We start from the raw sequence: 22581 nt of genomic DNA on the forward strand, positions 1-22581 counted from the left end.
GGGACCTGACATGCCCCTCACAACTGCCCACAAAGGACACCAACTCGCCATTTGCGTCCGATTTGGGCGCTTTGCGCGGGCGTCGTGAGTGGTAATGATCGTTCTAACCCTCTTTGTCACTCACGACCTCCGCGAGAACCGGACATCTTGACATTAACCGGACGTGTAATCGGCGCACGTTGTCTCTTGTGGACACTTTGTGCCGAGTAAGCCCGCAAGTCGGGTCCGGAACCCTGCTGTCTAGGCCGGTAACTCATCCCGAAGTCTGGCGAAGACGGCCTGCGCGACAGGGGTTCGATCACGCCACCTTTGCCTTACCCCTCTCTAAACGCGCGTCAGTTTCGCGAAGGCGACGACGTTGTCGAGGTAGTTGCCGGTCGAGGAGTCGAAGTCCCCGCCACAGGTGATCAGGCGCAGTTCGGGCCCGGCCGTGTCGCCGTAAACCTTCTCCGTGGGGAAGGACGCTTTCGGATGCCGCTCGACGGCGTACACGGTGAACACCGCGGTGATCCCGTCCGCGCGGTGGACGAGGGCTTCGTCGCCGGCCTTCAGTTCCTTGAGCCGGACGAAGACGCCGGGCACCTTCTTGTAGTCGACGTGCCCCGCGAGGACGGCGGGCCCGACCTCGCCCGGTGCCGGGCCGCCGGTGAACCAGCCGGTGGTGATCGCGTCGTGCGGCACCTGCAGGGTGCCGTCACCGGCGAGGCCGAGGTCGACGATCTCGCCGGTGCGGACCCCGATCGCCGGGATCTCGAGCCTCGCCGGTTTCGCGGGCGCGAGCGGGGGCGCTTCCACGACCGAAGACACCGTGGAAGGCGGTGCCGGCGAGGCGACCCGGCCCGGCGGAGGGACGGCGCACGCGGTCAGCGCGGCCGCGAGCACCACCCCGATGAGCGTGCCGACGACCAGCGGGAACGGCCACCGGCGCCAAGAAGGCCGGATCATCGCTCCGCACGCCGCCGGAGGACCAGGGACGCGCCCGCGGCCGACACGGTCAGCAAGGCCGTGCCGGTCAGCGCGACCGCGGCGACCTCCAGGAACCCGCCGTTGGTCTCGACGGCGTCCCCACCGCCGGTCGCGACACCACCGACGGGTTTGACCTTCACCTGGCCGGATTTCGCGGGCTCGCCGAACCGGGTTTCGCAGGCGTACCCGTCGTGGTCACCGTCGAGCTTGTGCGGGTCTCGCGGGTTCTTCTTGAGCTCGGCCTGCGCGGCGGCCTGCGAGGGGAAATCGGCGCAATCCTTGTCGGCGAATCGCGGCGCGGGAGTGGGCGTGATCGTTTTACTCGACGGCGGCGTTCCCCGCTTGGGCAGCTTTTCGCAAGCGATTCCGTCTTTGTCGTCGTCCAGGTGATGCGGGTCGGATCGATCTTTGTCGAGTACGGCCTGAGCGTCTTCCTGATACTGGAAGTCACGACAGTTCAGATCGGCGACCGCGGGCGCTTCGGCCAGCGCGAACGCGACGGAAACGGGGCCGAACAAGGAGAATCCGGCAAGGAGGACAGCCGTGCCGAGGGCGCGACGAACCGAGGACATAGGGAGTCCTTTCGCTGGGAATCCGCGCTCGGGGCGCGTTCGATGCACTTACAGTCGCGCTCCGGCCCCAGCTGTTACGGATTAATCGGAAAACTCGAACCGTTAATTTCACACGGTTCAGTCGAGCGGAACGTCGAAAGCGACCAAAGTCCCCAGGCTCGGGGAAGAATTGATCGAAAAGCGCCCGCCCGACGTCGTCGCGCGTTCGGCGAGATGACGGAGACCGCGTTTCGCGACCCCCTGCGGGACACCGGATCCGTTGTCCCGCACGCGGAGTTTGACGCCTTCCGCGTCGCGGCTGAGCGTCACGCGGGTCTCGCTCGCCCCGGAGTGTCTGACCACATTGGACAGTGCCTCGCGCAGCGCGGCGCGGATGTGATCCGCCTGTTCTGCGGGGATGTCGGCGAGTTCTCCCGACAGTTCGAGGGTCGGCGGGTAGCCGAGCAGCTCGCCGGCGATGCGCACCTCGCCCCGCGCGGATTCGGCGAGGTCGGTGGCGATGGCGGTCTGGTTCGCGGGTTCCGGGCTGCGCAGGGCGCGCACGGTGCCGCGGATCTCTTCGATGGTCTGGTCGAGCTGGTCGATCGCCTCGGACAGCCGCGCGCCGTCGGCCTGGGCGAAGCGTTTCCGCATGTTCTTGCGGACGCGGTCGAGCTGCATCCCGGCGCCGTAGAGGCGCTGCACGATGACGTCGTGCAGTTCGCGCGCGATGCGTTCACGCTCCTGGTAGAGGGTCACGCGGTGCCGGGCGTTGGCGCCCTCCGCCAGCGCGAGCACCACACCCGCCTGCGCGGCGAACGCGGTGAGCACCTCGACCGTGCTGGCGGAGAACGGTTCCCCGCCGTGGCGGCGGTACACGGTGAGCGCGCCGAGGACCCGCCCGCCCGCGCCGAACGCCGAAGCGGCGAACGGCCCGAAGCCCTGGAGTTCCGGCGGTACGAACGGCGCCGTGCGGGGATCGACGGTGAAGTCCTCGCTGACCACCGGCTTCCCGCCGCGGGCGACCTGGCCCGCCGCGGAATCCGCGGAGAAGGCCAGCCCTCGGAGGCCTTGGGTGTTCGCCCCGTGCGCGGCCTCGGCGACCACCTGGCCGTCGTCCGCGCGCACCATGACGAGACCGAGGTCGGCCTCGGCCAGTTCGACGGCGCGGGCGACCACGGTCTCCAGCACATCACCCGGATCGTCACCGGACAGGGCGGTGCCGGTGATCTCGGTGGCGGCGGACAGTGCGCGCGCGGCAAGCGTGGGATCCATGAGCGCTATCGACATTAGTCGGCCCCGGCCAGTGCGCGCGCTGTGACGCGGCCCTCCCGCACCTCCAGGATCACGTCCGCTTCCTCGGCTTCGGCGGCGTGGTGCGTGACGTGGACGACGGTCTTCCCGGCGAGCGCCTCGCCGAGCCGTTCGCGGACGACGCGCGCGGTCGGTTCGTCGAGGTGGGCGGTGGGCTCGTCGAGCAGGACGAGATCGGCCCGCTCGGCGCCGAGCACGGCCCGCGCCAACGCGACCCGCTGCGCCTGCCCGCCCGAAAGGCCGGCGCCGGCGCTGTCGAGCATCGTGGTGAGCTCGACATCCTCGAGAACGGCCTCGTACAACGCTTTTCGCAGGTCGGCCTCCGACGCCGTCGGTTTGGCGAGGCGCAGGTTCTCGGCGACCGTGGTCGAGACGAGCATCGGCTCCTGCGGCGCCCAGGTGACGTTCTCGGGAACGGTGACGTCACCCTTGCTCGGTTTGAGGAAGCCGAGCAGGGCCGCGACGAGCGTCGACTTCCCGGCGCCGCTCGGGCCGACGACGGCGACGTGCGTCCCGGGCGCGATGTCGAGGTCGACGCCGGTGAGGACCGGGTGCTCGGTGCCGGGCCAGCCGAGGTCGGCGTTCCGGATCCGCACCCCGCCGGTGCCAGGAACGACGCTTTCCTGGCGAAGGACGGCCCGTTCATCGCACGCGGCGAGGCGCAGGCGAGCCTGGCGCAGGGTGTCCCAGTGCTGCGCGGCCGGAGGAAGAAGGGAGAGGACCTCCGCCAGCGCGAGCGGCACCAGGGCGGCCACGGGCGCGAGCACCGGGTTCAGCGCGCCGGCGGCGACGGCGCTCACGGCGAACCCGGTGCTCACGACGGTGGCGGCCCCCGTCGCCAGGATGATCAGGGCGTCGGCCGCACCCGCGCCGAAGGCCTGCCGCCGCGCTTCGGCGGTCAGCGCGGCGTCGGTCGTGGCGATTCGGCGACGTCGCTCTTTGTCGACCCCGTACGCGATCAGTTCGGCGGCGGCTTCGAACAGGCTCAGCACCTGCGCCGAAACCGAACGACGTCCGGCGGCCAGCGCACTGGTCGCACGGCGTTCCGCCCGGAGCGCGAGCAGCGGCGCGAACGCGCTCACCAGCACGGCCGCCGCCAGCGCGACCCCGGCTGCGGGCAGCACCGCGGCCTGGACCGCGACCGCGCCGATGGCCACCAACGCGACCACCACCAGCGGAGTGATCACTCGCGGGAGCAGGTCACGCACGGTGTCGGTGTCGCCGACAAGCCGCCGCTGCTCTTCACCCGCCCGAAGCGCCCGCGCCGGCCCGAGCCGCACCAGCGACTCCCACAGCCGGACGCGCAGCCTTCCGGCGATCCGGAACGCGGCGTCGTGCGTGACCAGCCGTTCGAGGTAACGCAGCCCCGCCCGGCCGAGGCCGAACGTCCGCACTCCGACGATCATCACGGTCAACGTCAGGATCGGCGGCTGTTGCGACGCCTTGGCGATCAGCCAGCCCGAAAGCGCGGTCAGCGCGACCCCGCCGAGCAACGCGGCGGCGCCCAGCAACGCGCCGCCGAAGAATCTGGCGGGCAGCAGTTCGCGCCAAGGCAACGGCCGGACTTCCCGGGTTTCCTCGGTGGTCCCGGCTTCAGCCCCATTCGCGGTCGATATATCGACACCGGAACCGCGTTCGTGGGCGGCGATGATCGCGGCGGCACCGTTGTCGACGGCTCCGCGGACAGCGGCCATGACGCGCGCGGCGTTGACCTCGTCGAGGTGGGCGGTGGGTTCGTCGAGCAGCAGCAGCCACGCGCCCGACCGGACCCGCACCAGGGCCCGCGCCACCGCGACGCGCTGCCGTTGTCCCTGCGACAGCTTCGCAACCGGCCGATCGGCCAGTCCGGTCAGCCCGAGTTCGCCGAGGATGTCCTCCGCAGCGACCTCGTCGCGGACCGTGCCTCCGCCGAACACCGGCGACTGCGGCACCCAGGCGACGTTCTCGCGCCACCTCGCCGGATCGGCGCCGGCGAGGTCGGTGCCGCCGACGGTGATCGTCCCGTCGTGGGCTTGCACAAAACCGAGCAGGGCGGCGAGCGTCGTCGACTTGCCGCCGCCGCTGGGCGCGCGCAACCAGGTGATCTCGCCGGGCCGGACGCTGAACGTCTCGCCGTCGGGCGCGAATCCGCCGCGCCTGGCGACGCGGAGGCCCCCGACGTGCACCTCGCCCTTGGCCGGTGTCTCGGAACCGTTGGGCGGCAAGGGTTCCGCGAGCACGTCCGCGACCCGGCGCACGGCCTCGACGCCGTCTTCGCTGGCGTGGAACGCGGCGCCGACCGCGCGCAGTGGCTGGTAGCACTCCGGGACGAGGATCAGCACGCCGAGCCCGATGGCCAGCGACAGTTCGCCGGAGACGAGCCGGACGCCGATGACGACCGCGACCAGCGCGACCGAGAGCGTCGCGATCAGTTCGAGCGCGAACGCCGACGCGAAGGCGACCTTCAACGTCTTGAGCGTGGTGCGGCGATGGCGTTCGGAGATCTTCCGGACCGTCTCGGCCTGTGCCCCGGCGCGGCGGAACGCGCTGAGGATCGGCAGCGCGCGAACGAGTTCGAGCAGATGTCCCGACAGCCGTTGTTCGGCGTCGGCGGCTTCGGCGACCCGTTCGGCGGTGTGCTTGCCGATCAGGATGGCGAACAGCGGCACCAGCGGCACGGTGATCGCGACGAGCACGGCCGAGGGCCAGTCGGCGAACAGGATCGCGACCCCGGCGGCGAGCGGCACGATCGCGGCGGTCACCAGGGCCGGGAGGTACTGGGTGAAATAGGCGTCGAGCGCGTCGAGTCCCTTGGTGGTCAACGACGTCAGCTCGCCGTGGCCGCGGCGCGCGATCCATTCCGGGCCGAGTTTCAAGGCGTGGTCGAGGGCTTTGGCGCGCAGCTCCTCCTTCGCGCGGGCCGCGGCGCGGACGGAGACGATCCGCACCGCCCAGCCGGTCAACGCGCGCCCTGCGACGAGCGCGAGCAGCACGGCCAGCTGGGCGGTGCGGTCCCCCGGTGTTCCGCGGACGACCGCGGAGAGGACGTCGGCCAGCAGGAACGCCTGTCCCACCAGCAGGATCGCGTTGACGAAGGAGAGGATTCCGCTGAGGATCAACGCCCGGCGCGCCGCACTCGAAAGTGGAGCCAGCGCGCCGAGCGGACCCTTTCCCGGTCGCGCTGGGTCCATTGTGGACTCCGTGGCGGAAAGGGTGTCGCGGCCGGGAAGTTCGGTCATGGTGCGTGCACCGGTGGGATGTGCCGGGTGCCGATGCGCTTGCGGAACACCCAGTACGTCCAGCCCTGGTAGATCAGGACGGCCGGGGCGCCGAACAGCGCGACCCAGGTCATCACGGTCAGGGTGTACGGGCTCGATGCCTCACCGGCGATCGTCAGCGTGTTGGCGGCGTCCAAAGTGGACGGAAGGACGTTCGGGTACAACGCGACGAAGATCGCGACGGCGGACGCCGCGATGACCCCGCCGAGCGCGGCGAACGCCTGGCCTTCGCGGCCCATGCGGATCCGGAACCACGCGACGACGGCCGCGACGACCGCGAGGCCGATGAGGAGCAGTGTCCACAGGTCGCCTGAGCGCAACTGCACGACGATGAGGAACGCGAGCAGCGGCAGGAGCGCGACCGGGAGCAGGCGGGTGGCGAGGTTCCGTGCGCGATGCCGGAGGTCGCCTTCGGTCTTGAGGGCGAGGAACGCGGCACCGTGGACCAGCGAGAACCCGACGACGGCGATCGCGCCGAGCAGCGTTTCGAGGCTGAGGGCGGCGAACGGGCCGCCCACCCGGTTGCCGTCGGCGTCGAGCGGGAGACCGAGGACGGTGGTGGCGAGGAGCAGGCCGACGCCGAACGGCGGGATCCACGAACCGATGCCGATGACGCGGTCCCAGTTGCGGCGCCAGCGATCGGAGTCGACCTTGCCGCGATACTCGAACGCGACGCCGCGGCCGATGAGCGCGAGCAGGATCACCAGGAGCGGGAGGTACGCGGCCGAGAACAGCGACGCGTACCAGCCGGGGAACGCGGCGAACATCGCGCCGCCGGCGACGATCAGCCAGACCTCGTTGCCGTCCCAGACCGGGCCGATCGTGTTGACCATGACGCGGCGCTCGGTGTTGTCCTTCGCGAGGACCGGCATGAGCATGCCGACGCCGAAGTCGAACCCTTCGAGGAAGAGGTAGCCGAGCCAGAACAGGGCGATGACGCAGAACCAGATCGTTTCGAGGGTCATCGGATGCTCACTTTCCTGGACCTGGGCCTGGGCTCGGGCGTGGGCCTGGGCTCTGGCCTGGGCTCTGGCTCTGGCGCGGGCCTGGGCTCGGACGTGGGCCGAAGGACGCTTTCACCGCATGCGACGCGGCGAAGGGAGCCTTCGGTGCGTGCGATGCGGCGAAGGGCCCCTTCAGCCCGCCGTCCGGTCGCCTGTCCCGACGCTTGCCCGGCCCCCACCGCGCGACATGTCGCGAAAGCCACTTTCGGGACATCCAGCGTCGCGAAAGTGGCTTTCGCGACGCTCCCCGTCCCCCGCGAGCCGCCCCTCGAACCCCGGTCGCCCTGAGTTATCCACAACCGCTCAAGTTGTCCACAGATCGGCTGTGGGTAACCCGCCTGAGCGATACCCCCGATACGCTGGGTGCGGGGCCGTCCCCCGGGAAGGGCGGGGGCTGGGTACGTGAGGTCAAGAGGCGATCAGTAGGCGAAGGCCAGCGCGTCGTCATCGCCGTCACCGCCTTCCGAGTCGCTGTTCTTGCTGGTCGATGCCGGTTTCTTGGGTGGCATGACGGCGTCGACGCCGCCGCGGACGTACTTGCGCATCAGGTAGACCTCGACGACGCCGAGCACCGCGTAGACGGTCGTCAGGGCGATCAGCGACGTCCACACCTCGCCTGTGGACAACTTCGAGACGGCCTGTGCCGTGAACATCCACACCCCGTCGACACCGGTCGGGTTCGGCACCACCACGAACGGCTGACGGCCCATCTCGGTGAAGATCCAGCCGGCGCTGTTGCCGATGAACGGCGTCGCGATCCCGCCGAGCACGAGCCACGGGAACCAGCGTTGCCCGGGGATCCGTCCGCGCCGCGTCAGCCACAGCGCGAGCAGCCCGATCCCGGCCGAGATCGCGCCGAAGCCGATCATCGCGCGGAAGCCCCAGTAGGTCACCGGCAGGCTGGGCACGTAGTCGATCGGCTTGCCCGCGAGCGAGCCGAGCTGCGGGTCGTCCGGGTAGTTCGTGCCGTATTTCGCCTGGTACTCGGTCACCAGATTCTCGACACCCTTGACCTCGGTCGAGAAGTCGTTGTGCGCCAAGAAGGACAGCAGCGCAGGCACACTGAACGTCTTGACGTCCTCGCAGTTCGCGTTCCGGACGTCCCCGATCGCGAGGATCGAGAAGCTCGCCGGTTTCTCCGTGTGGCACAACGCTTCCGCCGACGCCATCTTCATGGGCTGCTGCTCGAACATCAGCTTGCCCTGGAAGTCGCCGGTGATCGCCAGCACCGCGAACGCCACCACACCGGTCCAGCCGCCGAGACGCAACGACGAACGCCACACCGCGCGGTGCTCGTCGTCCTCCGAACGTTTGCGCCACAGCTGCCAGCCGGCCACACCGACCAGGAACGCCGCCGCCACCGAGAAGGCACCCGCCAGCGTGTGCGGGATCGCGGCCAGCGCGGTGTTGTTCGTCAGCACCGCCCAGATCGAGTTCATCGTCGGCTTCCCGTCGACGAACTCGACCCCGACCGGATGCTGCATCCACGAGTTCGCAGCCAGGATGAAGTACGCGGACGCCACCGTCGCCAGCGAATACGCCCACGCGCACGCCAGGTGGACCTTCTTCGGCAGCTTGTCCCAGCCGAAGATCCACAGCCCCAGGAAGGTCGACTCGACGAAGAACGCGACGAGCCCTTCCATCGCCAGCGGCGCGCCGAACACGTCACCGACGAACCGCGAGTACGCGCTCCAGTTCATCCCGAACTGGAACTCCTGCACGATGCCGGTGACCACACCCATCGCGAAGTTGACCAGCAGGAGTTTCCCCCAGAACTTGGTCATCTTCAGATAGCGCACATCACCCGTGCGGACCCACGCCGTCTGCATCCCGGCGACCAGGACCGAAAGCCCGATGGTCAGCGGGACCATCAGGAAGTGATAGACGGTGGTTATGCCGAACTGCCACCTAGCGAGATCGAGAACCTCCACGCCTCAAGCCTGCTCAACGCCCGATGAGCCCGCCAGTTCAAGTGGTCCCGATCTCGCCGGGACGTAGGTCCCGCGCCCGGCTCAGCCGAGGGCGGCGAGCGCGAGCCGCGCCTCGTCGGCGACCTGCCGTCGCAGGCCCGTGTCCCCCAGTGTCAGCACGTGGGCCAGCGCCAACGCGTATGCCGTGTCGAAAGCGTCCTCGACCGCGACGGCGATATCGGGCTGGACGCCGACGCCTTCCCAGTTGGTCCCCGTGACCGGATTCACGGCCCGTCCACCCGGGACGGTGACATCCAGATGGGTGTCCACTTTGTACTGCTTCCGCGGATTCGCGCCGCCGCCGGTGACCGCGCCCACCGTCTTCGCCCGCCCCAGTTGCTGCAGCGAGTAGCTCAGGTCCTCGGCACCGGAGAACGTCGTCGGCCCGGTCAGCACCCACACCGGCTTGTCCGCTCCGAACTTGCGGCCCGGTACGTACGGCTGCGTCCAGAACTGGTTGGTCACGTCGCCGTCGCGCAGATAGATGCTGTTGAAGTGCACGGGCTCGTCGACCAGGTAGCTGATCAGCAACGCGACCGCGGACGGGTCGCCGCCCCGGTTCTCCCGCACGTCGACGAGCAGCGCGTCGGTGGTCGCGAGCAGCGTCATCGCCGCGGAGAGCGCCTCGCCGGCGACGTCCGGCCCGTAGAACAGCTTGGTCTCCAGGTAGCCGACGTTCCCGGCCAGCCGCCGCGCCGACGCGATGCCGTGACAGTTCAGCCCCGCCTCACGCCGGTACTCCTCGGGATCGAACGACTCCCCGTCCACCTCGGGCAGCGGGTCGACGTGGTACCGCAACCGCAGATGCTTGTCCCCGTTCACCGACTGCAGGTCTTCGGTGACCGCGACGGCGAACGCCTGATCGTCGAGCCCCGCGTACGCGCCGTCACCCAGCCTCGCCCGTAGGAACACCGTCAGTTTCTCGGCGACGTCGGGGAACACGTAATGCTCCTGCAGGCGCCTGCACACGTCTTCGATCCGCGCTCTCTCGTCCATGCCCGGCGACGCTACCAGCGAAGCCTGAAAAAAGAATTCGGTTTACCGAAAACTCAATTCCGCCGCACCAAGGAATACAATTCGCCCGCACATGCCGACCGATTCGGAAAAGCCATCAGCTTGCCTTTCTCCGAATCGCCCCTTTATCGTTGCAGTGAAAGGGGTGGAGAACCATCATGGCTAGCTCGATGTTGGCGCTGATCAGCGCATTCGGCCTGGTACTCGCCGTGGAACTGCCGGACAAGACCCTCGTCGCCACCTTGGTTCTCACCACTCGTTTCCGCGCATGGCCGGTATTCGTCGGTGTCACCGCCGCATTCGCCGTGCAATCCGCGATCGCCGCCACGTTCGGCAGTGTGCTCACTTTGTTGCCGGAGGCGCTGGTGACCGCGATCGTCGCCGGAATGTTCGGCATCGGCGCGTACATGCTTCTTCGCGAAGGGTTCAGTCCCGCGAAGGACGGCGGAGAGGACGCCTCGCGTTCCGGCCCCGGCCCCGCGACCTTCCTCCGCTCCGCGCTGACGTCGTTCGGTGTGCTGTTCGCCGCAGAGTGGGGCGACGCGTCCCAGCTCGCGACGGCCAGCCTCACGACTCGCTTCGGCAACCCGTTCGCGGTCGGCCTCGGCTCCTTCGTCGCGCTTGTCGCCGTCGCCGGTCTGGCCGTCTTCATCGGCGCGAAGGTGCGCAGCCGGATCCGCCCCAAGCTCATCCAGCGCGTGGCCGGCTTCGTCTTCGCCGGCTTCTCGTTGTTCGCGCTGGCCCAGCTCGCGTTCTGACCGCACGGGGTCTTCACAGGTTCGCCGGGTAACCTTTCGGGAACGAAAAGGTGAACACCCGCCCCGACGTGCCTGGAGAAACCGGTCGTGACCTCGCCGAAGACACTCGCCGTTTCCCCTGTGCACGGCAGGCTCGCGGTATTCGGCATGGCCGTCGCCGTCGCCATCTCGATCGACCTGCACTTGAGGCTGTCCAGCCAGGTCAGCCCTATCTGGCAGACGCTGTCCGAGTACGTCTACGGCTACCTCTCGCCCGGTTCGACGGCGGCCCCGCTGTTCGGCGCGATGTGCCTGGCGCTGGGGTTCGGTTCGCTCGCCCTGCTCGGCGGGATCGCGAAGGCGCACCGCAAGGGCTACGAGTCCGTTCTCGTCCTGCTCGGCGTGTGGTGTGCCGGCCTGTTCGTCCTCGCGCTCGTCCCCGTCGACCCCGAGGGCCAGGCCCGGTCGCTGGCGGGCCAGGTCCACAACTACGCCGCGCTGGCGGCCTTCCTCGCGCTTCCCGCCGCCGCCTGGGTGCTGACCCGGCCCGGCCGCGCACGCTGCCCGTGGGAGCCGCGGCGCACGACGATCCGGCGGCTTTCGGTGGCCAGCTTCGCCGCGGTGGTGATCGTGCTCGGCGGCTTCGTCTGGACGATGCTCACCGGGCCGTCGCACCAGGAGGTCACGCTCGGCCTGTTCGAGCGGCTGCTCTTCGCGGTCGACCTCACGCTGCTGGCGACCATGGTGCGCCCGCTGCTCAGCCACCGCTGAAAGCTGTCGGCGGAGCCGAGATGACCAGGCAGCGCCCTGCCGACGTCGATCGCCGACGCGGGTTACCCCAATGACACTGAAGCGCTACTCGGGCTGTTTCAGCACCTCGGCCAGCCGGACGGCGGCCGCCACCACCGCCGGCCCCACCACGGAGGCGTCCAGCGGTTCGAGGGACACGACGCCGACGCTGGCCTTCAACCCCGGCACACCGCGCACGGGCGCGGCGACCCCGGAGGCGCCCGCCTCCAGCTCACCCGACGAGGTGACCCAGCCTTCGCCGCCGCCGGGGCGCAGCGTCATCGCCTTGCCCGCCGCGCCGGCGGACAGCGGATGCCGGGTGCCAACGCGGTAGGCGACGTGGAAGCTCGTCCACGACGGTTCGACGACCGCGACGGCCTGTGCCTGATCCCCCTGCGCGACCGACAGATGCGCTGTCGCGCCGACCTTCTCCGCCAGCTCGCGCAGCACCGGCCGCGCGGCCTCGCGCAGCTGCGGGAGGACCTGCCCGGCGAGCCGGAGCAGGCCGACCCCCAGCCGCACCTTGTTGCCGTCGCGCCACACCAGGCCGCGTTCGGACAGCGGGACGAGCAGCCGGTAGACGGCGGCCCGGCTCGCGCCGATGGCGACGGCGAGTTCGGAGATCGTCGCCGCCTCGCCACCGGCGTCCGCGACCGCTTGGAGCAGTGCGAGCCCTCTGTCCAGGGTCAGCGACCCTTCACGAGTCACAAGAGCCCGAGTTCCCCGAGGTCGGCGACCGGCTCGTCGAACGAGGCCGCCGCGTAGGACGCGAAGAGCCCGCGGACCGCCTTCGCGGCCGGCTCCGACATCCCCTTGGCCTCGGCGGCCAGCGCGGCGCCGTCGGTCGATTCGAGGGCGGCGCGCACGTCGCCGCCCGAAAGGCAGCGCGCGGACGCCACGATCAGGTTCAGGAACCCGTGGTGGGTGAAACCGCTCGACTCCTCGGTGTGCCGGACGGCGCGGTGCAGGCTGTTCGTCGCCTTGAACGACGCCCCGGTCGAGCCGCTGACCACGGCGAGGAAGTCGGCGACCTCGTCGACGCTGGGGAAGTTCTCGCCCGCCTTGCCGCCGCAGCGGATCTTCGGCCAGCTGCCGTGCTCGATCACCTTCCGCACGCCGTCCAGCCAGCCGACGCCGCGCCGCGGCTCGACCACGCGGATGACGTCCTCGGGCACGAACTCGGAGACCCGCTCCAGCCAGACCTCGTCGACGTCCGACGGCGCCGGCATCTCCACCATGCGCAGGCTGAGGATCTCGCTGCGCGATTCGACGATCGAGATCGCCTTCGGGACCCCGCCGAGACCGGTGTCGATGATCAGCGACAGCGGCAGCGGTTCCTTGGGTTTGATCTTGATGAGTTCGGTGATGAGCTCGGGCAGCCGCGACGCCTGGCACAGGAACACACCGAGGACGCCGGAGTGTTCACCGGCCCTCGACGCGAAGTGCGCACGCAGCGCTTCGGGCATGGACGCCTCGCCGGGCGGGAACAACGCCGAGTCGTCGACGAGCCGCGCGAACAGGGGAGGGATTCCTCGGGGGCCGGGTGGCGTGAGTTCCACAGCGCTTGACACGACTGACACGCTAGTAGCGTACGACATCAGGACAAAATCGTTCGCACAACGGACACGTTCCGGGGAGATTCCGATGCCTTACTACCGGCAGGTAGGCGAGATCCCGCACAAGCGCCACACGGCGTTCCGCAAGCCCGACGGGGGCCTGTACGCCGAGGAACTGATGGGTGTCGAGGGCTTCTCGGCGGACTCGGCGCTGCTCTATCACCGCGGCCTGCCCACCGCGATCGTCGACGCCGTCGCGATCGAGGACGAGCGCGGCCCCATCACCCCGAACCACCCGCTCAAACCCCGCGCCTTCAAGACCCACGACCTCAAGTTCGGCGACGCCGACGCGGTCACCGACCGGCGACGGCTGTTCGGCAACGCCGACGTCACCATCGGCTTCGTCCACGCGACCAAGCCTTCTCCGCTGTACCGCAACGCGGCGGGCGACGAGCTGTTCTACGTCCAGGGCGGCGGCGCGACCGTCGAGACGATCTACGGCTCGCTGGAGGTCGGCGACGGCGACTACCTCGTCATCCCGACGTCGTGCACCTATCGGGTGCTCCCGCACGGTGACGACGGGGTCAAGCTGCTGACCATCGAGGCGCGCGGCCACATCGGCCCGCCGAAGCGGTACCTGTCGGCGAAGGGTCAGTTCCTGGAGCACTCGCCGTACTGCGAACGCGACATCCGCGGGCCGTCGGAGCCGCTGGTCGTCGACGGCACCGACGTCGAGGTCCTCGTGCGGCACCGCGCGGGGCTGACGCGCTACACCTACGCGACCCACCCGTTCGACGTCGTCGGCTGGGACGGCTGCCTGTACCCGTGGGTGTTCAACATCGACGACTTCGAGCCCATCACCGGCCGCGTGCACCAGCCGCCGCCCGTGCACCAGACGTTCGAGGGGCCGAACTTCGTGGTCTGCTCGTTCTGCCCGCGCAAGGTCGACTACCACCCCGAGTCGATCCCGGTGCCGTACAACCACGCGAACGTCGACTCGGACGAGCTGATGTTCTACGTCCGCGGGAACTACGAGGCGCGCAAGGGCTCCGGCATCGAGGTCGGCTCGCTTTCGCTGCACCCGTCCGGCTTCACGCACGGGCCGCAGCCCGGGGCGGCGGAGGCGTCGATCGGGGCGCAGTTCTTCGACGAGACCGCGGTCATGGTGGACACCTTCGCGCCGCTGGACCTCGGCGAAGCGGCCGACGCTTCGGAAGACCACGGCTACGCGTGGACGTGGTCCGGCCGCGGTCCCGGCGCCTGAATTCCCGCGTCGCGGCCATGGCGGGATAAGTACCGCCATGGCCGCAACGGTTCGGCAACGCCAAGCCTGGCAAGGCGAAACCTCCGGATAATCGGTGTCCCCACCGGCGGAGGTTCTCCATGGTCGTGAATCCTCAGCAGTCCCGCGGCGGCCGCAAGGTCCTGGCGTTCGTGGCCGCGGCGGTGGTCGCCATCGGTCTGATCATCGGTTTGCGCGCGCTCACGAGCGACTCCGGCGAGGAGGCCGTGGAAGCGAAGTGCACGACGGGCGACGCGGTCAAGCTGCAGGTGTCCTCGTCGCCGGAAAAGGCGGGCGTGGTCGCCGAGATCGCCAAGGGGTACAGCGGCCGCACGGTGGCCGGACGCTGCGTCGACGTGCTCGTGCAGTCGAAATCGTCCGGCACCGCGATGCAGGCGCTGTCCCGCGGCTGGAACGAGGCGGTGGACGGCCCGCGGCCGGACGTCTGGACGCCCGCCGCGTCCGGCTGGGTGAACCTGTTGCGCCAGAACCTCACCGGCTCCGATCACCCCGCGCTGGTGCCCGAGGGCGAACCGGAATCGGTCGCGAACGCGCCGCTGGTCGTCGCCATGCCGAAGCCGATGGCCGAGGCGCTCGGCTGGCCCGGCAAGGGCATCGGCTGGAAGGATCTCGCCGCGCTGGCCACCGATCCGCAGGGCTGGGCGAAGTACGGCCATCCGGAATGGGGGAGGTTCCGGCTGGGCAAGACGAATCCGAACATCTCGACCTCCGGTCTGAACGCCACCATCGGCGCCTATTACGCGGCGACGGGCACCTCTTCGGACCTCACCGCGAACGCGCTCGCGAAACCCGAAGCGCGGACGTTCGTGCAGAACGTCGAGCAGGCCATCGTCCACTACGGCGACAACACGCTGACCTTCCTGACGAACCTGCAGAAGGCCGACGACCGCGGCGCCGCGATGTCCTACATCTCGGCGGTGACGGTCGAAGAGAACTCGCTCGTCGGCTACAACCAGGGCAATCCCACGAACGATCCGGCGAAACGCGGTCAGCACGCGCCGCCGAAGGTGCCCCTGGTCGGGATCTACCCGAACGACGGCACGCTCAACTCCGACCACCCGTTCACCGTGCTGAACTGGGCCGACGACGTCCACAAGCAGGTCGCGGCGGACTTCCTCGCGCATCTGCGCGGCGCCGAGGCGCAGCAGAAGTTCAGCGACATCGGTTTCCGCACGTTCGACGGGAAACCGGGGTCTCAGACCACGAAGGAGAACGGCGCCGAGCCGGATTCGAAGCTCAACCTGATCCGCCCGCCGAGCCCGCCGGTGCTGACCGAGGTGCTGAAGTCGTGGAAGGACCTGCGGAAGAAGGCGAACGTGCTGCTGGTCGTCGACGTCTCCGGTTCGATGGGCGACGGCGTCAGCGGGACCGGGAAGAACAAGATGGATCTCGCGAAACAGGCCGCCGTGGCGTCGCTGCCGCAGTTCGGCGACGCCGACAAGGTCGGGTTGTGGATGTTCTCGACGAAGCTGGACGGCGACAAGGACTACGTCGAGCTCCGGCCGGTGTCGCCGATCGGCGGCGAGCCGGGCAGGCAGGAGCTGGCGTCGCGGCTGAACGGGCTGACCCCGCAGAACGGGACGGGGCTCTATGACTCGTCCCTCGCGGCCTACGAATTCATGAAACAGCGGCTGGATCCGGACGCGATCAACGCGGTCGTCGTGCTCACCGACGGCCGGAACGAGGATCCGGGCGGAATCGATCTGCCGAACCTCGTCGGGCGGTTGCGAGCCGAGGGCGGTGGCGAGGCGGTGCGGCTGTTCACCATCGCGTACGGCTCGGACGCGGATCTGGGCGTGCTCAAGGAGATCGCCGAGACCACCCAGGGCGTCGGGTACGACTCGTCCAAACCGGACTCGATCGACCAGGTCTTCACCGCCGTCATCTCGAATTTCTGAGATCATCGGATATGCGCTTCGTCCGTGAGCTGGCCGAACCGTGGGGACTGCTCCTCGCGGCGACGTCGGCGGGTGCGGCCTGGGCGGTGCAGCTGCCGGTGCTCGCCGCGCTCGGCGTCGGCGTGACCGTGCTCGCCGCCCGCGCCGGGGTCGCCGCCGCCACCCGCCCGAAACCGTTGCCGGAGGCCGAAGAACGGCCGCTTCCCGACGTCGAGCCCGGCTCCCCCGAGGCGGGCTGGGTGCGGCGCGCGGAAGCCGCTGCGGACGGCTTCCGGTCGATCTCCGCGTCGCTCGACGCCGGTCCGCTCGCGGATCGGGTGGCCGCCATGGAACCGGTGGTGCGGGAAACCGTCGACACCCTCCGGCGGCTGGCCGCCCGCACGTCCGCCACCGGGAAGGCGCTGGCGCGCGTGGACCCGGTCGCGGTGTCGGCCGAGAAAGCCCGGCTGCGCAAGGAATTGAAAACCGCCGACGACGACATCCGCGGCGACCTGAACCAGTCGCTCGAATCGGTGCAGGCACAGGAAGACGTACACGCGCGGCTGTCGAGCGCGCAGCGGAAACTGCTGGCACAGCTGCGATCCGGAGCGCTCGGCCTCGACGGACTGGTCGCCAGGGCGGCCGAACTCTCGGCCGCCACCGGCGATTCGCTGCTCGACACCACGACGATCGGCGAGCTGAGCGAGCAGTTGGAAGGGATCCGGCGGGGTGTCGTGGAGACCGAGGAGGCGACGCGGCGCTCGCTCGGCTGACCCGTCACCGCCCGAACTTGACCTGCCCGAACACCGCGTGCCCCGGCACTCCCGCCTTCGCGACCTTCCCCGCCGACGGCACGCCGAGCACCCACAGCCGTCCGGTGGCGGCGATGTTCGCGGCCAGCGACGGATCCGAACCGCCCGCCTGCACGGTGACCTCGCGGCCGTCGGGCAACACGGTCCGGCCTTTCACGGTGACCATGCCGAAGAGGTTGATCGACGCCGGCCCGGACACGACGGCGAGTTCGGTCCAGCGCGGCTCGGGCAGCTTCCTGAGCAGCACCAGCGCGACGACGGCGAGCCCGAGCGCACCCGCCGCGCAGGCGGACCCGAGCAACGGCGTGTACTCCACCACGACACCGTCCCGCCGCGGGTAGTCCGCCGCCGTCCAGAAGGCGAACGCGCTCATGACGAGCAGCATCACGACACTGAGGAAGTAGTACGCCGAAAGCAGTCGCCGCTGCTCCGCGAGCATCCGGGCCGGCGACACCGGCTCCGCGGCGAACGGGGCCGAGCCCTTCACCGGGGCGTCGCGGAGGGCACCACGACGCGGGATGACGACCCCGGGCAGCACGACGAACGGGCCGAGCACCCAGAGCCGCCGTTGGGCGGCGAGTTGCGCCCGGAGCGGGGCGGGAAGCCGCACGACGAGCCATCGTCCGTCCAGCGGCACACTCACCCGTGAACCGGCGACGACGGCGCCGTCCAGCCCGTTCACCAGGCGGAACGGCTTGTCGGTGAGCTTCCGCATCGACGAGGATCCGGCAAGGGCGGAGTAGCCGAAGACGATCGAAGCCGGTGTCATGAAGACGAGGAGGGCCGACGGCGCGGCGATCCCGTGTCCCCCGGTCACCGCGAGCACGGCGCCCAGGACCACGAGCAGCCCGGTCGCGACGACCATCGTCCCGGTGGTCACGGTGTTGCGGTCGAGAAGGGGTGCCAGGACCGGCATGTTCTTCGCCGGAATCCCTTCGGGTGGTTCGAGCACCCGGATTCTGTGGTCTTCCACCAGGTGAACGTATCGGTACGCGGTGAGACGTGATCCAGGCTACTTCCACTCGGCGGCCAGATCAGGTTAGGCTCACCTAACTAGGAGGTGAGCCGTGACCACACCGACGTCCATCCGCCGCCCGCCGGCGCCGAACCCCGCGGAACGTGCGAAGACGATCGCCACCCGCAACGGGCCGGCGACGCTCATGCCGACCGCCGAGCAGCGTGACCTGCCAGGACAGTGCGGCCGTGTCATCCCCGAGCTGCACCACGTGCACACGAGCGGCAGCGTCAGCATCCTGCTGCCGGACGAGCACCACCTGGTGAAACGCGCGCACGAGGCACAGCGCGGCGAGCTCGCGGTGATGGTCGAACTGACCGATCAGGCGCCGGTCGACCTGCGGGAACCCATCCGCGGGCTGCTGTGGATCACGGGCTGGCTCCGCCCGCTTTCCGAGGTTTCGGCACGGGCCCGCGCGGTCTCCATCGCCGAAACCCGGCCGGACGAGCGGCTGCTGGACGTCGGGCACGGCCTGACGCTGCTGAGGCTGACCCCGGCATCGCTGGTGCTCGCCGACGCCGAGGGCACGCACTCGCTCCGGCCGCATATGTTCAGCGCCGCGCCGCCGGACCCCTTCCACGACTACGAGGCCGCGTGGCTGCGGCATCTGGAGACCGACCACGCCGACGTCGTCCAGCAGCTCGCCAAGCACGTCCCCGCCGAACTGCGCGGCGGCTGGATCCGGCCGCTGGGGCTGGACCGCTACGGCCTGCGGCTGCGCGTCGAGGCCGACTCCGGCGATCACGACGTCCGGCTCGCGTTCTCGCGTCCGGTCGAAGGGCCGCAGCAGCTGAGCGGCGAGATCCGCCGTCTCGTCGGCTGCCCGTACTTTCCGCAGGGTTAGGCGAGTTCCGCCGGGAAGCCGCCCTTGGCGATCGGGCCCCACGATTCGATGGTGACGCGGATGATGCTTTTGCCTTGCTTCACCATCGCTTCGCGGTATTCGTCCCAGTCGGGATGCTCGCCGGAGATCGCGCGGAAGTAGTCGACCAGTGGCTCGACCGAGTCGGGGAGATCGAGCACCTCGGCGGTGCCGTTCAGCTGGACCCACCGGTCGTTCCACTCGTCGGAGAGGACACAGGCGGACACCTTCGGCTCTCGCCGGATGTTGACCACCTTCGCGCGCTTCGGATAGGTGGAGATGACCAGCCGGCCTTCGGCGTCGACACCGCAGGTCACCGGGGAGAGCTGAGGTCCGCCGTCGGCCTTGGTGGTCATCAGGATGGCGCGGTGGCGGGTGGACAGAAAGTCGACGAGCGCGGCCCGGTCGACGGTTTCGTTGGTCGCGATGCTCCTTGGCATGACTCGAAGGTAGCTCGCCGACGATCACCGGGCAGGGGCTGAAGGGAACCATGCCCGCATGCGACGCGGTGAAAGCGCCCTTCACCGCGTGACATGAGGTGAAAGCGTCCTTCAGCCCCCGGAAAGCCACAAGGTAGCGTGCGGCCGATGAGCTGGCTGCGTCCCGAACGCCCGGCGCTGCCGGAATTCGTGGAGGATCCGGCGCGCCGCCGCGCGATCGTCATCGAACTGGTCGTCGTCTTCGGCATCACCCTCGGCCTGTCCGGGCTGCGCAGCCTGCTGTCCCTTGTGGACTCGCTGCTGCAGCCGGTGCCGCTGGCGCAGCAACAGGCCCAGCTGAACGTTCCCCAGGCCACCCTGAGCCTGGTCGACCTGCTCAAACAGCTCCTGAGCGCCGGCCAGCTGGTCGGCTGGGGCGCGCTCGGGCTGTACCTGTTGTGGCGCGGCGGGATGAAGCTGGCGGAGATCGGCCTCGACAAGCGGCGCCCCGGCCGCGACGTCGTCCACGGGCTCCTGCTCGCCGCGGTGATCGGGATCCCGGGGCTGGGGCTGTACTTCCTCTCCTACGGCCTCGGGTTCAGCCTGTCGGTGCAACCGTCCACTTTGGGCGAGACGTGGTGGCGTCCGATCACGCTGACGTTGTCGGCCTTCGGGAACGCGTTCGCCGAAGAGGTGCTCGTCGTCGCGTACCTGCTGACCCGGCTGCGGCAGCTCGGCTGGCGCGAGAACACCTCGCTGGTCGCGTCTTCGGTGCTTCGCGGGTCGTATCACCTGTATCAGGGATTCGGCGGTTTCGTCGGCAACGTCGTGATGGGCCTGGTGTTCGGCAGGCTGTGGCAGAAGACGAACCGGCTGTGGCCGCTGATCGCCGCGCACACCGCGCTGGATTTCGTTTCCTTCGTCGGATACGCGCTGCTCAAAGGGCGAGTTTCCTGGCTTCCCTAGTTACTGTGAACCAGTGATTGACGAGACGACTCCACCCCGAGTTGACAGCGAAGTCGGCCCCCTGCGTGCGGTGCTGCTGCACAGGCCCGGCAACGAGCTCAAAAGGCTCACGCCTCGCAACAACGACCAGCTCCTGTTCGATTCCATCCCTTGGGTGGATCGCGCGCAGGAGGAGCACGACGCGTTCGCCGAGGTGCTGCGCGGCCGCGGTGTCGAGGTGCTGCTGCTGGCCGACGCGCTGCGCACGGCGCTCTCGGACACCCGTGCCCACGCGGCAGGCGTGCACGCGGCCGTCGACGAGCGGCGGCTCGGGCCCGACCTGGCCGATTCGCTCCGTTCCCACCTTTCGAGCGTGGCTCCGGCGACGCTGGCCGAGGTCCTGATGGCGGGTATGACCTTCGAGGAGCTGCCCGCCGCCGAGGGCGCCTCATTGGTCCGGCTGATGAACCATCCGAACGACTTCGCCGTCGACCCGCTGCCGAACCTGCTGTTCACGCGTGACTCGTCGGCGTGGATCGGCGACCGGGTGGCGGTCTCCTCGCTCACCATGCCCGCGCGCGTCCGCGAGACCGCGGTGCTGGACCTCATCTACGCCTACCACCCCTGGTTCCGCCACGCCGCCCGCGCGTACGGCGCGCATTCGGCGCCGATCGAGGGCGGCGACGTCATGCTGCTCTCGCCGGGCGTCCTCGCCATCGGCGTCGGCGAGCGGACCACCGCGGCGGGCGCGGAATCCCTCGCCCGGTCGGTGTTCGCCGACGGGATCGCGCACACCGTGCTCGCCGTCCCGATCCAGCAGACCCGCGCGACCATGCATCTCGACACCGTCTGCACGATGGTCGCGGCCGACGCCGTCGTCATGTATCCGCTTTCCCGTGATTCCTTGACCGCTTTCACCATGCGGCCGACCGACGACGGTTCCGTGAAGGTGGAAGGCCCTGCCCCATTCCTCACCGCGGCCGCCGAAGCGATGGGAATCGATCGGCTCCGGGTCATCGACACCGGCCTCGATCCGGTCACCGCCGAACGCGAGCAATGGGACGACGGGAACAACACCCTCGCCCTCGCGCCGGGCGTGGTCGTCGGATACGAGCGTAATGTGGAAACCAACGCGCGCCTGGCGGAAGCCGGTATCGAGGTACTCGCCATCACCGGCTCCGAGCTGGGCTCCGGCCGCGGCGGCCCCCGCTGCATGTCGTGCCCGATCCGCCGCGAAAGCATCTGAAACAGAAATTAAGTAAGCCTTCCCTAATTGATTTCAATTGATTAGGGAAGGCTTACTTAATTGAGGAGAGCCTATTGTCGGTAATGGTAACCTAATAGGGGGTAGATCACCAGGGAAAAGTGGAAATCGAATAGGGACGGGCGTATCGTCGAATACATGGCCCTCACCAAGAAGAAGCAACCGCGCTCGAAGTTCTACGAACTGCTGCAGGCGCAGATCCACAACGAGTTCAACGCCTCCCAGCAGTACATCGCGCTGGCGGTCTGGTTCGACGCCGAGGACCTTCCGCAGCTCGCGAAGCACTTCTACAAGCAGTCCGTCGAGGAGCGGAACCACGCGATGGCGCTCGTCCAGTACATGCTGGACACCGACCACCACGTGGAGATCCCCGGCACCGGCGACGTGCGCAACGACTTCTCCGACGTCCGTGAGCTCATCGAGCTCGCGCTGCAGCAGGAGAAGGACGTGGCGACCGACATCCAGCAGCTGGCCAAGGCCGCCCGCGCCGAAGAGGACTACATCGGCGAGCAGTTCACGCAGTGGTTCCTCAAGGAGCAGGTCGAGGAGATCTCCCAGATGTCCACCCTGCTCAACATCGTCAAACGTGCCGACGGCAACCTGTTCGAGGTGGAGAACCACCTGCACCGCGAGTCCGTCGGTGACGGCGGCGCCGACTCGGGGATGCCCCCGGTCGCGGGCGGCGCGCTCTGAGCCTGTTGGCGGAGCTGAAGATGTACCCGGAAAAGCGACGAAACGCGTGAACCCGCCTCGGCCGAAGGCCCCGCTATCGCGGTGGCAGGACGCCGTATCCACCGTCGTGAGATGAATGACCAGGCAGCGTCCTGCCGACGTCGATCGCGGACGCGGGTTCACCAACAGACACTGACCACCGCTCCCACCACGGGAAAACCCGGGCTCTCCCCCTTGGAGAAGCCCGGGTTTTC

General features: G+C 69.2%; 20 protein-coding genes. 9 read left to right on the forward strand and 11 right to left on the reverse strand.

The window, feature by feature from the left end:
• Positions 1-324: 324 nt before the first annotated feature.
• From MJQ72_RS40980 to MJQ72_RS41010, 7 genes are all read right to left on the reverse strand, one after another.
• Positions 325-945, reverse strand: a complete 621-nt coding sequence (locus tag MJQ72_RS40980) for a class F sortase (protein ID WP_240596239.1) — start codon at positions 943-945, stop codon at positions 325-327.
• Complete coding sequence (locus MJQ72_RS40985; protein ID WP_240596240.1) at positions 942-1538, reverse strand: excalibur calcium-binding domain-containing protein; 597 nt, start codon at positions 1536-1538, stop codon at positions 942-944. Before MJQ72_RS40985 ends, MJQ72_RS40980 begins: the two co-directional genes overlap by 4 nt.
• Before the next feature lie 117 nt (positions 1539-1655).
• A complete protein-coding gene (locus MJQ72_RS40990; protein WP_240596241.1) occupies positions 1656-2792 on the reverse strand; it encodes a GAF domain-containing sensor histidine kinase in 1137 nt (378 codons plus the stop codon).
• 14 nt (positions 2793-2806) lie between these two features.
• The gene (gene cydC, locus MJQ72_RS40995) at positions 2807-6049 is read right to left on the reverse strand and encodes a thiol reductant ABC exporter subunit CydC (protein ID WP_240596242.1); all 3243 of its coding nucleotides are present in this window, start codon (positions 6047-6049) and stop codon (positions 2807-2809) included.
• Positions 6046-7053 carry a cytochrome d ubiquinol oxidase subunit II gene (gene cydB, locus MJQ72_RS41000; protein WP_240596243.1) on the reverse strand — a complete coding sequence of 336 codons (1008 nt, stop codon included), beginning with the start codon at positions 7051-7053 and terminating at the stop codon, positions 6046-6048. Before cydB ends, cydC begins: the two co-directional genes overlap by 4 nt.
• Before the next feature lie 458 nt (positions 7054-7511).
• On the reverse strand, positions 7512-9023 hold the full coding sequence (locus MJQ72_RS41005; protein WP_240596244.1) for a cytochrome ubiquinol oxidase subunit I: 1512 nt from the start codon (positions 9021-9023) through the stop codon (positions 7512-7514).
• A gap of 81 nt (positions 9024-9104) precedes the next feature.
• Complete coding sequence (locus MJQ72_RS41010; protein WP_240596245.1) at positions 9105-10058, reverse strand: S41 family peptidase; 954 nt, start codon at positions 10056-10058, stop codon at positions 9105-9107.
• Between the two features lie 188 nt (positions 10059-10246).
• On the opposite strand from MJQ72_RS41010, the gene MJQ72_RS41015 reads away from it, so the two are divergent.
• Together MJQ72_RS41015 and MJQ72_RS41020 are read left to right on the forward strand one after the other, a co-directional pair.
• Positions 10247-10834: a TMEM165/GDT1 family protein gene (locus tag MJQ72_RS41015; protein WP_240601550.1), complete on the forward strand. Its 588-nt coding sequence runs from the start codon at positions 10247-10249 to the stop codon at positions 10832-10834.
• Between the two features lie 87 nt (positions 10835-10921).
• On the forward strand, positions 10922-11584 hold the full coding sequence (locus tag MJQ72_RS41020) for a DUF998 domain-containing protein (RefSeq protein ID WP_240596246.1): 663 nt from the start codon (positions 10922-10924) through the stop codon (positions 11582-11584).
• An 84-nt stretch (positions 11585-11668) separates the two neighbouring features.
• Here MJQ72_RS41020 and MJQ72_RS41025 read toward each other — a convergent pair whose 3' ends face one another.
• Both MJQ72_RS41025 and MJQ72_RS41030 read right to left on the reverse strand, forming a co-directional pair.
• Positions 11669-12310 (reverse strand): IclR family transcriptional regulator, encoded by a 642-nt coding sequence (locus MJQ72_RS41025; RefSeq protein WP_016330607.1) that lies wholly within the window; start codon positions 12308-12310, stop codon positions 11669-11671.
• Entirely contained in the window at positions 12307-13161 is an 855-nt protein-coding gene (locus MJQ72_RS41030) for a hypothetical protein (protein WP_007030543.1), read from the reverse strand. The genes MJQ72_RS41025 and MJQ72_RS41030 overlap by 4 nt, the downstream gene beginning before the upstream one ends.
• Positions 13162-13246: 85 nt before the next feature.
• Between MJQ72_RS41030 and MJQ72_RS41035 the strand changes: the two genes are divergently transcribed.
• The 3 genes from MJQ72_RS41035 (at position 13247) to MJQ72_RS41045 (ending at position 17111) form a co-directional block, all read left to right on the forward strand.
• On the forward strand, positions 13247-14422 hold the full coding sequence (locus MJQ72_RS41035; protein ID WP_037333634.1) for a homogentisate 1,2-dioxygenase: 1176 nt from the start codon (positions 13247-13249) through the stop codon (positions 14420-14422).
• Positions 14423-14541: 119 nt separating this feature from the next.
• Complete coding sequence (locus MJQ72_RS41040) at positions 14542-16359, forward strand: substrate-binding and VWA domain-containing protein (RefSeq protein ID WP_240596247.1); 1818 nt, start codon at positions 14542-14544, stop codon at positions 16357-16359.
• A gap of 11 nt (positions 16360-16370) precedes the next feature.
• Positions 16371-17111 (forward strand): hypothetical protein, encoded by a 741-nt coding sequence (locus tag MJQ72_RS41045; RefSeq protein WP_240596248.1) that lies wholly within the window; start codon positions 16371-16373, stop codon positions 17109-17111.
• 4 nt (positions 17112-17115) lie between these two features.
• Here MJQ72_RS41045 and MJQ72_RS41050 read toward each other — a convergent pair whose 3' ends face one another.
• The gene (locus tag MJQ72_RS41050; protein WP_240596249.1) at positions 17116-18123 is read right to left on the reverse strand and encodes a hypothetical protein; all 1008 of its coding nucleotides are present in this window, start codon (positions 18121-18123) and stop codon (positions 17116-17118) included.
• Between the two features lie 94 nt (positions 18124-18217).
• Between MJQ72_RS41050 and MJQ72_RS41055 the strand changes: the two genes are divergently transcribed.
• Positions 18218-19009, forward strand: coding sequence for a DUF2470 domain-containing protein (locus MJQ72_RS41055; protein WP_063275960.1), 792 nt, complete (start codon positions 18218-18220; stop codon positions 19007-19009).
• Here the strand turns inward: MJQ72_RS41055 and MJQ72_RS41060 are convergent.
• Complete coding sequence (locus tag MJQ72_RS41060) at positions 19006-19467, reverse strand: PPOX class F420-dependent oxidoreductase (RefSeq protein WP_240596250.1); 462 nt, start codon at positions 19465-19467, stop codon at positions 19006-19008. The two genes, MJQ72_RS41055 and MJQ72_RS41060, sit on opposite strands and share 4 nt — an antisense overlap.
• 147 nt (positions 19468-19614) lie before the next feature.
• On the opposite strand from MJQ72_RS41060, the gene MJQ72_RS41065 reads away from it, so the two are divergent.
• The 3 genes from MJQ72_RS41065 to MJQ72_RS41075 all read left to right on the forward strand — a co-directional run bounded on the left by MJQ72_RS41065 (position 19615) and on the right by MJQ72_RS41075 (position 22348).
• Positions 19615-20412 carry a CPBP family intramembrane glutamic endopeptidase gene (locus MJQ72_RS41065; RefSeq protein WP_240596251.1) on the forward strand — a complete coding sequence of 266 codons (798 nt, stop codon included), beginning with the start codon at positions 19615-19617 and terminating at the stop codon, positions 20410-20412.
• A 13-nt stretch (positions 20413-20425) separates the two neighbouring features.
• The gene (locus tag MJQ72_RS41070; protein WP_240596252.1) at positions 20426-21637 is read left to right on the forward strand and encodes an arginine deiminase; all 1212 of its coding nucleotides are present in this window, start codon (positions 20426-20428) and stop codon (positions 21635-21637) included.
• Between the two features lie 156 nt (positions 21638-21793).
• A complete protein-coding gene (locus MJQ72_RS41075) occupies positions 21794-22348 on the forward strand; it encodes a ferritin (RefSeq protein WP_063275956.1) in 555 nt (184 codons plus the stop codon).
• Positions 22349-22581 lie beyond the last annotated feature (233 nt).

Origin of the sequence: Amycolatopsis sp. EV170708-02-1, from assembly GCF_022479115.1 — a bacterium.
Classification (GTDB): domain Bacteria; phylum Actinomycetota; class Actinomycetes; order Mycobacteriales; family Pseudonocardiaceae; genus Amycolatopsis.